The 12,295-nt window shown below is 39.2% G+C and carries 13 protein-coding genes; 6 read left to right on the forward strand and 7 right to left on the reverse strand.

Annotated features, from left to right (window positions below; all coding sequences use genetic code 11):
- Positions 1–131: 131 nt before the first annotated feature.
- Positions 132–893, forward strand: a complete 762-nt coding sequence (locus tag BVC89_RS22710; protein WP_086933401.1) for an SDR family NAD(P)-dependent oxidoreductase — start codon at positions 132–134, stop codon at positions 891–893.
- 43 nt (positions 894–936) lie between these two features.
- On the opposite strand, the gene BVC89_RS22715 is transcribed toward BVC89_RS22710, so the two are convergent.
- From BVC89_RS22715 to BVC89_RS22735, 5 genes are read right to left on the reverse strand one after another with little or no spacing between them, the layout of a single operon-like run.
- Positions 937–1,524, reverse strand: a complete 588-nt coding sequence (locus BVC89_RS22715; protein ID WP_086933402.1) for a hypothetical protein — start codon at positions 1,522–1,524, stop codon at positions 937–939.
- Positions 1,517–1,981, reverse strand: coding sequence for an RNA polymerase sigma factor (locus BVC89_RS22720; RefSeq protein WP_086933403.1), 465 nt, complete (start codon positions 1,979–1,981; stop codon positions 1,517–1,519). Before BVC89_RS22720 ends, BVC89_RS22715 begins: the two co-directional genes overlap by 8 nt.
- Complete coding sequence (locus tag BVC89_RS22725) at positions 1,974–2,744, reverse strand: HvfC/BufC N-terminal domain-containing protein (protein ID WP_086933404.1); 771 nt, start codon at positions 2,742–2,744, stop codon at positions 1,974–1,976. Before BVC89_RS22725 ends, BVC89_RS22720 begins: the two co-directional genes overlap by 8 nt.
- Positions 2,741–3,592, reverse strand: coding sequence for an MNIO family bufferin maturase (bufB, locus tag BVC89_RS22730; RefSeq protein WP_158658076.1), 852 nt, complete (start codon positions 3,590–3,592; stop codon positions 2,741–2,743). The genes BVC89_RS22725 and bufB overlap by 4 nt, the downstream gene beginning before the upstream one ends.
- A 2-nt stretch (positions 3,593–3,594) precedes the next feature.
- Entirely contained in the window at positions 3,595–3,885 is a 291-nt protein-coding gene (locus tag BVC89_RS22735; RefSeq protein ID WP_086933406.1) for a BufA1 family periplasmic bufferin-type metallophore, read from the reverse strand.
- Between the two features lie 880 nt (positions 3,886–4,765).
- Between BVC89_RS22735 and BVC89_RS22740 the strand changes: the two genes are divergently transcribed.
- The 5 genes from BVC89_RS22740 (at position 4,766) to BVC89_RS22760 (ending at position 10,508) form a co-directional block, all read left to right on the forward strand.
- The gene (locus BVC89_RS22740; RefSeq protein WP_216825026.1) at positions 4,766–5,086 is read left to right on the forward strand and encodes a c-type cytochrome; all 321 of its coding nucleotides are present in this window, start codon (positions 4,766–4,768) and stop codon (positions 5,084–5,086) included.
- Between the two features lie 17 nt (positions 5,087–5,103).
- The gene (locus tag BVC89_RS22745; protein WP_086933408.1) at positions 5,104–5,640 is read left to right on the forward strand and encodes an arsenate reductase (azurin) small subunit; all 537 of its coding nucleotides are present in this window, start codon (positions 5,104–5,106) and stop codon (positions 5,638–5,640) included.
- A 26-nt stretch (positions 5,641–5,666) separates the two neighbouring features.
- Positions 5,667–8,585 carry an arsenate reductase (azurin) large subunit gene (locus BVC89_RS22750; RefSeq protein WP_086933409.1) on the forward strand — a complete coding sequence of 973 codons (2,919 nt, stop codon included), beginning with the start codon at positions 5,667–5,669 and terminating at the stop codon, positions 8,583–8,585.
- 56 nt (positions 8,586–8,641) lie between these two features.
- Positions 8,642–9,061 (forward strand): hypothetical protein, encoded by a 420-nt coding sequence (locus tag BVC89_RS22755; RefSeq protein WP_086933410.1) that lies wholly within the window; start codon positions 8,642–8,644, stop codon positions 9,059–9,061.
- A 271-nt stretch (positions 9,062–9,332) separates the two neighbouring features.
- Positions 9,333–10,508: a hypothetical protein gene (locus BVC89_RS22760; protein ID WP_086933411.1), complete on the forward strand. Its 1,176-nt coding sequence runs from the start codon at positions 9,333–9,335 to the stop codon at positions 10,506–10,508.
- A 94-nt stretch (positions 10,509–10,602) separates the two neighbouring features.
- Here the strand turns inward: BVC89_RS22760 and BVC89_RS22765 are convergent, their stop codons facing one another.
- Positions 10,603–11,040: a hypothetical protein gene (locus tag BVC89_RS22765; protein WP_086933412.1), complete on the reverse strand. Its 438-nt coding sequence runs from the start codon at positions 11,038–11,040 to the stop codon at positions 10,603–10,605.
- Positions 11,041–11,160: 120 nt separating this feature from the next.
- Positions 11,161–12,246 carry an alkene reductase gene (locus BVC89_RS22770; RefSeq protein WP_086933413.1) on the reverse strand — a complete coding sequence of 362 codons (1,086 nt, stop codon included), beginning with the start codon at positions 12,244–12,246 and terminating at the stop codon, positions 11,161–11,163.
- Between the last annotated feature and the right edge of the window lie 49 nt (positions 12,247–12,295).

The raw sequence follows: 12,295 nt of genomic DNA on the forward strand, positions 1-12,295 counted from the left end.
GCGACCAATGGGCAAGCCTTTCATGGCTTGCTTATGTCCGTCCTACAAAATTTTAAGAATCCCATAGAGCTGCGAGATAATTTCTATAAACTCCTGTGGTAGTATTAGCGCTATCATTCAGGAGGGTAGATATGACAAAAACCATTCTTATTACAGGTGCCTCATCAGGCTTTGGTGAAGCCTGTGCTCGTAAATATGCACAACACGGCTATACACTTATTCTGGGTGCCAGAAGTATCGACAAATTAGAGGCACTTAAAAATGAATTAGGGGCTACAAATATCTTTGTTGCTGCACTCGATGTATGTCAAGCAAACTCAATTGATGATTTTTTCAACAGCATACCAGAGGCATATCAAAATATAGATATTGTCATTAACAATGCAGGCTTAGCGTTGGGTTTAGAGCCCGCTTACGAAGCAAATCTTGACGATTGGGAAACCATGATTAATACCAATATTATGGGCTTAGTACGTGTCACACGCAAAGTGATTCCAGGGATGGTAGAAAGAAACCGAGGTCATGTTATCAATATAGGTTCGGTAGCGGGTTCGTGGGCTTATCCTGGAGGGAACGTTTACGGTTCCACAAAATCCTTTGTACAACAGTTCTCACGCAACCTGCGAGCAGACCTATTGGGCAAGCATGTCCGTGTCACTAATATCGAACCTGGATTATCGGAAACCAATTTTTCAGTTGTACGAATGAAAGGCGATCAAGAAAAAGCGGCAAACGTATATGAGGGCACCAAACCTTTGTCGGCTGAAGATATTGCTGATATTGTTTTTTGGACGAGTACTGTGCCTGAACATGTTAACATTAATGCACTAGAAGTTATGCCAACATGTCAAGCCTGGGGCCCTTTCTCTATTAACCGAGACATGCAAAACTAAGGGTATAAAGAACAATAAATATATAGATATCCGCTGGCATGCTTTACTGAACGCTGGCGAAAACCAAACCTTTTTCGCGCCATATCTTTACATTTAAACCACGCACCTGTTTTTCAACAGGTGCAGCTCCGTTACTTTTGTCAGGCACCCAGCTAAATTTTTCTTGATCATAACCCACTTGGTAGACTGTTGTTAACTTATCATTACTATCGAGATAACGTAGTTGAGCTGCTGGTTCACCGCTAATAGAACAATAACGGCCACCAATTAAAAATGATTTTTTCAAAAAGCCTATACTACTTTCAACGGGTACGAAATCGAGCTCAGTGAAATACTGTTTTAAGATATTAAAATGTTCATCCTCGATTTCTAAAGGCTTTAACTTTATATGGTTTTTTACAACTTCTTCGCTCACTAATAGAGCAGAGCTATCCGCTTGATAAAGCTTAACACCGTAAATCCCTACAAAAAATACTAGGGATGCAGCCATTCCCCAAAGAAAAGGAAAGATATCAAAATGACGTTTTTTTTCTGTTTGTAATAGCTGCTGCAAACTTTCAACTCGTTCGTTTGATAAATGTGGTTGTGTGGCGATACGTCTCACCATACTTTTCAGCGACTTTTCAGACATTAGATACCTCCACCAATCTTAATGATTTCTCCTTCAAACGTTTTCTCATACGATGAATTCTCGATAAAATTGTTCCTTTAGGTATGTTCTGTTCAAAGGATATTTCATCAATGCTATATTCAAGAACAGCCCAATAATAGAGAATTTCTCGTTCTTCGGCAGTTAATAGTGTCCATACTTTAGACAACTGATTCTCATTAATAACTATGGTTTCTAACGATTGAAAGCCTTCTACCAAGTTCGTTTCTTCATCAAATGGAGCGATATCAACGGAGACTTTCTTACTATCTAGCCAAGCGTTGCGAATAGATTTGCGTAAGTACGCTTGGACATTGAGAATACCTCGTTTCTTTAAAAAACGTTCAATGGAAGAATGGAGTAAATCGTAAGCTTCGTCTTCGTTTTTACACAAACTAAAAGCATATTGAAATAACGTGTCTAATTGATCCTTATTCATGACAGAAAAGGTATCCTGTTATCCAGTGTTTGTTAATAAAAACAGGTAACAGAGCCGCACCAGACTCACCAAATTTTTCGATAAGATAATCTAAATTCATACCGTCAAATATAGCCTGGAGAATAGAATATTCGAGCTTAGATATCTGCGCCAATTCCACCTTAAATTTATTTCTGAACACAGCAATATATTCACTGCTTTTTCTGAGAGAATGTTGGGGTTCACTATGAATGCTATGAAATAAGCATGAAAAATTCCAATTAGGATTAAAGATACCCATAGACTTAGATAGAGAAAACTTTATATTAGATGACTTACAACTGGCGAATGCTTGCCATTGTTCAGTATTCATTAGCTTATCATCTTCGTAATAATACCTTATATAAATACACCACTCTATTTCACATAATTGACGAAGATAAGGGTGTATTTCTAAAATAGGTTCAGAGTTATCCGCAGAATAATGAGATAAAAAATTGGCCAATCCAGCGCCATAATAATTAAGGTCGTGAGATGTTGGAGGACATTCATCAACAAACGCTGCAATTAAGTTTGTAAAGCCGTCATCACCTAAGACTTTCTTCGTTATCGGATAACAAGATGCAACAGCATTACGCCAAGTTTGATAAGAATTATGAACATACAAACCAAATCTTTCTGTAAATGAGCAGCTTTCTGAAGAAACAAAATCTTCAGCACAAAGAAAACTTCTATCGATTAAATTTTCAACAAAAATTTGTTGTTGCTCTGCGATTTTATTCAAACTATTTTACCTGCAGCTTTGCATGTTTTTTCTTGAAACATAATTTTCTTGGCTTTATCTCTTTCACCTAAAAGTATATCAATATCAGGTATATTTGAATCCCACTCAATCAATGTCGGAATTTTCTCGTCAAGTGGAGCAATAAAATTTTCGTACAATTGCCAAACTTCATCACAGACAAAATTGTCATGTGTATCAACTACAATATTTCCTTTATCTCTATGACCGGCAAGGTGAATCTCTTTGACTCTTTTAATATTGATATTGGATAATGTTTTTCTTGCAGATACTCCATGGTTTCGCTGGGATACGTAAACATTGTTAATATCTAACAACATATAACAATCAGCATGTTGACAAACAGCATTTAAAAATTCACACTCCAACATAGTGTTATGCTTATACTCTAGGTAAGAGGAAACATTTTCTAATAATATTTGCCTACCTAGAGCATCTTGTACAAGACGAATACGATCAGCAACATGTATCACCATCTCTTCCGTATAAGGCAATGGGAGTAAATCAGGCAAGTAATGGTTTTTCACATGATTAAAACATAGATGATCAGAAAGCCAACATGCGCCTGTTAGATCAATCAGTTTTCTAAGTTTTTCAATATAAGAGTGATCGAGAGGCTCAACGCCGCCAAGAGATAGCCCCACACAGTGAAGGCTCAAAGGATAATGCTGCGATATTTGCCGTAAATAGTAAGCATCCAAGCCACCTTTAGCAAACCAATTATCAGCTAACAATTCAAGCCACAAATCATCAACATGATAATTTAATAAGTGACTTATATGTGGAGCGCGCAAGCCAATGCCTGCGCCGGAAATTTGAGTAGATATCACGATTAGGATTTTTTTGCGGGCACAACCTTAGCTACGGTACCACCCGTAATTTTCTCACAGGTGCCTTTTGGCACATATACCCATTCTTGATCACTATTGGTTTGCTTGGCCATAGTAGCGCATTGATGCTTGCCGTCCAGCGCTCCACAATCATTTTTCCCAGCTTTTGCAATACCCGCGCACTTTTCCCACTCAGTGGGTTGGTCTGGAACCGCAAATGCTACTTGAGAACCAGCAGCCACAACAGCTGCAGATAGAGTAGAAAGCACCAGTTTCTTATCAAAACCTTTCATATGTGATCTCCTAAGATCATGATTTATAATATGGATATTCAGTAAATGCGCCATTCACAGTCTATAAGACGAATCAACATCAGTTTTGATTGCATGTATTCGAAAGATTTTAACAAGAAACTTGCTAAACGCATGTAAAATCGATAACGACTTTCTTCTCACAGATTCCCTTTGGTGCATAAGCCAAGTTAAAAGTAGGTGCGATAAGGATCATATTTTATGGCGGAAAATTCCTTATAACAAATACCTCTTATCTATGAAAGAATAGAGAATAAAGCTTAGCTGATGATTTCCACTCTATTTTATGTCCATTTTCATTTTTTATCCCATAAACACTATAACTACACATCGAAATATTAAAACATTAATTTTTTATCTGAAAATTTATAGAAAAATAGAAAACTATAGACTCCGTTAATTTTTTTCAGATGTTAATAAATTAAATACTAAAAAATGCTGCTCACTACTTTTACTATACAATACCATGATGAGACGTATAAATCGTTTAGCTGGCACGTAAATTTTTCAACAAACATATCTCTAAGAACACAAAAACCATATTTACACTTATAAAAAAATTTATACAGCTGCGTCCACAAAAAATACAAGAAAATAAAAAAATATTTAAAAACGAACCATAAAAGTGCCACTTATGATATTTATTAAGGCATCTTTTTTAAATTTGTCGTCAAATATATTTAATACAAATTTAAAAGAAGCAATTATGGTTTTATTTACAAAATACTATTTACACACTTTTTAAGATAAAGTAGTCTTTTTGCGTCACTTCTTCTGGAACTATAAAAACAACAAGGAACCTCAAAAAATCAGAAAACAATTATTTTTATAAAATTTCACAAAAATTGAAATGGAGAGATTTGTGAAAAAGATAAATCGCTTTCTAGTAGGTATATTAATCACTATATCTAGCAACAGTCACAGCGCCCTGAATGAACAACAAAAGATAGTAAATAAAAATGCGCAAACTTGTTTTGGTTGTCATGGTGAAGATGGTGTTTCAAACTTACCTTTCTATCCTAATTTAGCTGGCCAAAAACAAAAATATATAGAAAAACAATTATTTGCTTATCGTGATGGTGATAGAAAAAATGAAATCATGTCTCCTATGGCTAAAAGTTTGAGTGACAAAGATATTTACTCATTAGCAGAATACTTTGCCAACCTACCTATAAAAAACTAAACAGTGGGTATAAAAATATGTTTTCCGATAAAGATAACTTTAAGGATAAACCCTGTTTATCCCGGCGTAATTTTCTATTGATGGGGGGCTCATCTGTAGTACTAAACTCGGTTCCGGGTGTAGCGATTGCTTTGGATGGACTAGTGAAGACCTACCCACAAAAAAAAATAGCAAAAGTTAGCCAGCTTAAAGATAATGAACAAGTCTATTTTCGCTACCCCCGTGACGAAAGTATTCAATGCCAGAATTTTTTAGTAAAAGTAGGGACCCAGGCGGGAGGTGGTGTAGGTAAAAAACAAGATATTGTAGCATTTAATAGTTATTGCCCTCATATGGGCGGCCCACTAAATGGTTTATATAATGCAGAGCATCAAGTTGCCGGCCCCTGCCCTCTGCATTTATCTACTTTTGACTTAACCCGCCACGGTATGGTGGTGGCTGGACATGCAACAGAAAGCTTACCGCAGATACTTCTCGAGATTAAAGGTGATGATATTTATGCCACCGGCGTGATGGGACTTATTTATGGCCATCACGATAATTTGCATATGTGAGTCTGGAAGATATAGAGGGTTTAAGCATGAGTAGTGATGATTTAATACATATAGAGAAAGACAATGTACCTCTACCACCCAAAAATGCAGAGGTATTTACTACTGCCTGTGACTACTGTATCACCGGATGCGGTTATAAAGTTTTTCGTTGGCCAGTTGGCAATGATGGCGATATCGACGCGAGTAGCAACGCTTTTGGCGTAGACTTTCCAGCACCTATATTAAGCGGCGCTTGGGCTAGCCCAAATCAGCATAATATTGTTAGTGTTGACGGCAAAGCGCATAATGTTTTAGTTGTTGCCGATAAAGACTCGACAGTAGTGAATGTTAAAGGTGACCACAGTATTCGCGGCGGCACTATTGCAAAAAAATGCTATAACCCCGATAGCGCAACACGAGATCGTCTACAATATCCGATGCTGAGAGTTAATGGTGAACTACAGCGCATAAGCTGGGATGATGCAATAGATATTATGGCGGAATTATCGCAACATGTCCTCGACGAATATGGCCGCTCAGCTTGGGCCATGAAAATGTACTCCTATCAATATTGGGAAAACACTCACGCTCTCACTAAATTAGCACTGGGTAGAATGAGAACACCTGCTTGGGCAGTTCACGATCAACCTACGGGCCATGGGCCTGATACGCCGGGAATGGCCGATGCAGGTATCGATAATTTTTCCGCATCCTATGAAGACTGGTCACTCGCTGATGTATTATTTATGTCAGGGACAGATCCATTTGAATCTAAAACTATTGTATATACAGAATGGATTTTAAAAGGCATACGCGAACGCGGTATGAAAGTCATTGCTGTGGTACCTCGCAAAACAACAGGTGTTGCTTATGCAGAAAAAATGGGGGGCCTATATTTAGAAATAAATCCGGGAACGGATACTATTTTAAATTATGCTATTGCTCGTATCATTGTAGAAAATGATTGGCAAGATAAAGAGTTTGTCAACAAATGGATTAATAATAGAGCCGAGATAGAAAATGAAGTTTTCCAGGCGGATGGTTATGAGGATTTTAAAAAGTGGATACTAGACAATAAGCATGCCGAGCTTGCCAACGCCGAAAACATTACCGGTATCCCGGCTGAAAAAATCACCTTAGCCGCACAGTGGCTAGCTAAACCCAATGCCGATGGCAGCCGTCCAAAAGCATCTTTTGGTTTTGAAAAAGGCCTCTACTGGTCAAATAATTATTTAAATACCGCCTCAATTTCTGCTCTTGGCTTAATTTGTGGCGCAGGTAACCGACCTGGTCAAGTCATCTCCCGTTTTGGTGGACATCAGCGAGGGATGATGCCAGGAGGAAGATATCCAGAAGAAGAAGCACCAGAAAAATTCCCAGGATGGCGTAAACAAGGGATAGATTTAGATCGTTGGGTGGAAGATGGTCGGGCAAAATTCACTTGGGTTATAGGCACAACCTGGACCCATGCTATGGTCGCTTCAAAACATTTAATCGATACCTTCGAAAAATTGACACGGGGCAATGCGCATCAGGTTACCAGTACAAATAAAAAAGATGTGATTAATACTTTGAAAAAACGCATGTCCAGCGGTGGCATGGTGATGGTTGACCAGGACATCTATCCAGTCACTCCAATAGGTACGCGTTTTTCAGACATTGTCTTACCCGCTGCTACCTGGGGCGAAGAGGATTTTACCCGAGCCAATGGTGAACGTCGTATACGTTTATACTCTAAATTTTATGATGCACCAGGAGAGGCTTTGCCCGATTGGAAGATAGCGGCAAAATTTGCCAAACGAATGGGTTTTTCAGGATTTGATTGGAAAGACAGCAATGAAGTTTTTGAAGATGCAGCATTCTATAATCGCAACCGTAGAACCAGTTATCTTGCATTAGTTGAATATGCAAAAAAATATGATAAGCGCGCTCACGAACTATTGCGTGAATACGGTACAGAAGGCATACAAGGGCCAATTCGCTGGGAAGACGGCAAACTCGTTGGCACTAAACGTTTACACGACGACACCTTAACAACGGGCACTCCCACCGGACTCACTCCTATAAATCCGCGATCTTTAACCATGTTTAATACCAGCACAGGACGTGCAAACCTGCTTAAAGCTCCCTGGGAATTATTCAGCGACTATTGGGAATTTATGCGGCCTGAAGAAGATGAGTTATGGGTTACTACAGGTCGTATCAATGAATTTTGGCAGTCAGGATTCGATGATCAAATGCGCCGTCCTTATATAAAACAACGCTGGCCGGACAATTGGTTGGAGATCCATCCCGAAGACGCAGCAAAACGGGGTATCGAAAGTGGTGACCAGCTACGCGTATGGTCGGACAAAATACCTGTCGAAGTGGGAGGGTACGACCACACCAAAAAAGATCGCGGTGTACGCGGTGTAATCCCTCTTCAAGCGAATGCCGATATTGAAGAACCGGATTTACTACAAGCAGTTACAGATGATGAATACGTAACAGATCAAGGTATAGTTACCGATGATATGGGTTCATCTGAAATCGAAATAGACGATCCTCTACTCGACGCTTTTGGCGGTGCGGAAACTCAAGCCCGTCCTCCGCGACCTAAGAAAAACCGTAATAAGCCTGAAAAAACTTCGAGAGAAAAAATTGAGTCTACTATTGGTCTTACTTGGAAAGAAGTTAAAGACATGACCTTTACAGAAATGATGAAGAACGGCTATATCACTATGGATTCTGCCAGTTTTGAAGCAGTAGCAATTGTCACCGATGCGGTTAAAAAGGGCGTGTCCTTCACTTATTTTAATTTACCGTCAGCAAAAGGTGCTACCAATGCGCTAGCGGGACGAGTGCTGGATCCCATCAGTCAACGCCCACGTTACAAACTGGCACGGGGTAAAGTTGAGAAAATAGGCGAATCACCATATAAGCATTCGCTCTCTGCCATGACTTTTAAACCGAGAACAATTATTTAGGTGCTATGAATATATGTGGCAAACTAGTGATATAGGTAGCTTTAGAGGGTAAAAACATGCATCTATTAAATATATATCGCACTAACTTTAGTGTGGGTAAGACAATTATCGTAAGAGTTTTATCTATTGGACTTATAGGTACGCTTTCTTTCGCATCTTATGGACAGCACACGGACGAGCAGGAAACTCCAGATCTTCTGTTACATGAAACACAAAGGGAAGATGTTAAAGAGTACGGTGAAAGTAATATCGTCATTCAAACAGGAGGAAAAAAAGTAGACGAACAAATAACACCAGATAAGCTTGAAGAAAGCCTTGCCGAAAATAAAAAAATCACTGAAAAGCCGGTTAGATTTAAAACTTCCACGAAAAAGCCGAATAAAGAAAAAGAGCTTAAAAAGAAAGTCAAAAAAAAGAAATTACATGACGAAAAAGATCAGCTCACGGCTGATCCTCTGCTCGATTCTGTCGATTAAAAAACTAAAAAAAAAAGGGACTCATCTTATGGCATATAAATATTAGAAGCTACTTCATAGCTCGCAAGAAACGGTATGTTTGACGCTGTGTTTTAAACACAGCCGTTATCACGCCATTGTTAGGACCTACTGCCACTAATTAATAACTGGGTCCAGTTAACACTAGTTCAACACTTTAATTTTTGTATGGGGCACTCCTCAGGGGCTTCTTTTGCCTGCGATTACTGATTGGATGAAAACTCGATCTCTAAACTTACCTATGGAAACATCTATGAAAAAGCAGCTACTCGCCATTGCCGGTGCGGGATTAATTTTTTGCGCTAATACTAGCTTCGCCAAATCAACGATTGGTGGAATCATATTTACAAATTCATTTTACGAAAGTAATGATATCGGCAATACCACACTTGATCGTACCGTAGTAGATTTAGCCAACAACTCACGACTGCGGGTGCGTTGGACAAATGAAGATAATGTTGGCATGTATATCGAAACCGGAATGGGGGATTCTGTTGCAATACGTCACGCCTTCGGCACTTGGGATATAAATGAGCAATGGCAAATATTAGCAGGTCAAACATCTACGCCCTTCGCGCCGTTAAATCCTGATGTTGCTATGGTCAACAACTCGGGCCAGTCCGTTGGTAATGTATCCCCCGGTAGACAATCGCAAGTCCGTTTTACGTATCGCTTACAAAATCGTAAAGGAGCATTCGCTTTTGCATTTTTAGACCCAAATACTGGCGATACATTAGTAGATAATACCAATACCCAAAACAATTTTAGAACACCCATTGGAATTAAATCCAGTGTATTTCCTCGTATAGATGTGGGTGGTGCCTATCGAACATTTAATTGGCAGTTATTTCCTGGTGCTTTTGTTCACCATCAAACCTATGATCAGGTAAGTAGTAATGTTGTCGATGATAAGCTAACTATTTGGGGGGCTTCATTAGGTTTAAGAAGAGGTTTTGGTTCATGGGTGATAGCCGCAGAATATGGTATAGGTGAAAATTGGGGTAACACTGAAATGTCGCAGCGAGGTTCACCTGCTGGTAATAATGCAGGCGCTATAGTTTTCGCCAATAGCAATGGTTCACTTGGTATTGCCGACAGCACTAATCAAAACTACTGGATAGATTTGGGCTATCGTTTTACAGCCGGACAATCTCAAGGAATAATCCACTTCATTGCCGGACAATCTACTAGTGAAGTAGACGATCTAGGCGATGATTATAGTAGTTCTATGCTAGGCATCAGTGCACCAATAGACTTACCTTGGATTGCTAGAGGTTTTCGAATTCGCCCAGAAATCTTCTACTTTGATAATGGCAGTGATAACGTAATTAGCTTTGCCGATGCATCAAACCCAGCTATACGCAATGTTATTGAAATAGACTCAGGGTCAAGGACAATTATAGGAGTACAGTTACAGTACACTTTCTAATACCCATCTTTGGGGAAATATATTGCTCTTATATATTTCCCCAAAGTTCTTTATAAACTTAGCCTTAAGCTATAGAACATTAAAGTTTTATCACTTAACTAATAGCTTCAGAGTTTTGCAATCTCCTTGCGTCGATAGTCCAGTTATCATATTCCCGTAAAATAAATAAAACGGCTAGCGCAGCCAACATAGGCCAAGCTGCGAAGAACAATAAATTCGTCTTTTCCCAGGGTTCAATATAACGAGCATAAGAACTTAAAGTAGAGCCTGCATGCATTAAAAAGACTAAACCATAAGACCATGTTCGCATAAATCCTGCTAAAAAACAGACGACAATTGCTAACTGTAAAACACCTAAGATGTAAGACGTATTTACGCTCAAGTCACTAATATGATAAAAATGAGCAAATACTGCACTGGCGTGAGCGGGATTGACAAATTTATCTATAGTCCAGATGCCCATAACAATAACGACACCAATACGCAGCAATAGCAAAGATAGATTAAGGCGATGTTGTAATACAGTATCCATAGAACTTCTCTAATTATGCAGCAATTCGCTACAAAGCAATTATTGGGTACTGTTGGACTACAAATAGTTCGTTTGGTTTAAACTTTTTTTAAAAATTTTAACCCTTTCCAGAATACTGCATCAATTAGCACTCGATGACAGATATGGATAATCAGTATAACCTCGATAATCTCCACCATAAATTGTATTTTCGTCAATGGTATTGAGCCCAGCTCCAGCTTTAAAGCGCTCTGTCAGATCTGGGTTAGCAATAAATGGCCGACCATAGGTGATAGCACTCGCTAAACCTTGGGCAATATGGGTATTTCCTGAGTCTGCATTAAAGCCACCATTGGCAAAATATACGCCATGCCAAAAAGGACGAAGTCGATCATTTAATATTTTATTGGATTGTAAAACGGGTGACCAAGGGAATTGCTCAACACTGTGTAAGTAGGCTAAGCCAATTTTATTTAACTTAGAAAAAAGAAAACTAAACGTTGCGAAAGGATCGCGATCAGTTATCTCATTAAAATCTCCGCTAGGTGATACCCTGACTCCTACTCGTTCAGCCCCCCATACCTTTGTGACAACATCAATAATTTCCATCAAGAAACGGCTTCGATTTTCAATTGAGCCACCATATTCGTCTTCGCGTTGGTTGGGGCCATCTTGTAGAAATTGATCGATCAAATAGCCATTAGCAGCGTGAATTTCTACCCCATCAAAGCCGGCTTCAAGAGCATTTGTCGCTGCTATCTGATGATCTTGTACGAGGTTTTTAATTTCTGTACGACTAAATTCATGAGGCTGTGAACACTGTTGCATACCTTCGTAAGTTATTACTTCGCGCTGAATTCGAATAGCAGAAGGTGCACCAGTGGTAATACCCTCCGGCAACAAAGAGTCATGAGTTGCACGTCCAGAATGCCATAATTGAAGAAAAATAAGACCGCCTTCTTCGTGCACAGCATCAGTCACTTTTTTCCACGCTCGTATCTGCTCTAGCGAATAAATACCAGGCGCATTCATACCGCCACTGGAAGCATTGATGGCGGTAGACTCAGCAATAATCAATCCGGCACTGGCACGCTGCCGATAATATTCAACTGCATAGGATGAAGGAACGCCTTGCCTATTAGCACGATTACGGCTGACAGGTGCCATAATAATGCGATTACGTAGACTAAAAGGCCCCATTTCTAGGGGTTTAAAAAGCTGTGACATATTTTCTCCAGTTACTTGTCAGCGCAACGTACAAACATGACTCACTTAT

The organism is Agarilytica rhodophyticola (assembly GCF_002157225.2).
Taxonomy (GTDB): domain Bacteria; phylum Pseudomonadota; class Gammaproteobacteria; order Pseudomonadales; family Cellvibrionaceae; genus Agarilytica; species Agarilytica rhodophyticola.

Coding starts and splice junctions, on each gene's coding strand:
- BVC89_RS22765 (WP_086933412.1), bottom strand. CDS start 11,040: ATGGATACTGTATTACAACATCGCCTTAATCTATCTTTGCTATTGCTG.
- BVC89_RS22720 (WP_086933403.1), bottom strand. CDS start 1,981: ATGAATAAGGATCAATTAGACACGTTATTTCAATATGCTTTTAGTTTG.
- BVC89_RS22770 (WP_086933413.1), bottom strand. CDS start 12,246: ATGTCACAGCTTTTTAAACCCCTAGAAATGGGGCCTTTTAGTCTACGT.
- BVC89_RS22710 (WP_086933401.1), top strand. CDS start 132: ATGACAAAAACCATTCTTATTACAGGTGCCTCATCAGGCTTTGGTGAA.
- BVC89_RS22755 (WP_086933410.1), top strand. CDS start 8,642: ATGCATCTATTAAATATATATCGCACTAACTTTAGTGTGGGTAAGACA.
- BVC89_RS22745 (WP_086933408.1), top strand. CDS start 5,104: ATGTTTTCCGATAAAGATAACTTTAAGGATAAACCCTGTTTATCCCGG.
- BVC89_RS22735 (WP_086933406.1), bottom strand. CDS start 3,885: ATGAAAGGTTTTGATAAGAAACTGGTGCTTTCTACTCTATCTGCAGCT.
- BVC89_RS22750 (WP_086933409.1), top strand. CDS start 5,667: ATGAGTAGTGATGATTTAATACATATAGAGAAAGACAATGTACCTCTA.
- BVC89_RS22760 (WP_086933411.1), top strand. CDS start 9,333: ATGAAAAAGCAGCTACTCGCCATTGCCGGTGCGGGATTAATTTTTTGC.
- BVC89_RS22715 (WP_086933402.1), bottom strand. CDS start 1,524: ATGTCTGAAAAGTCGCTGAAAAGTATGGTGAGACGTATCGCCACACAA.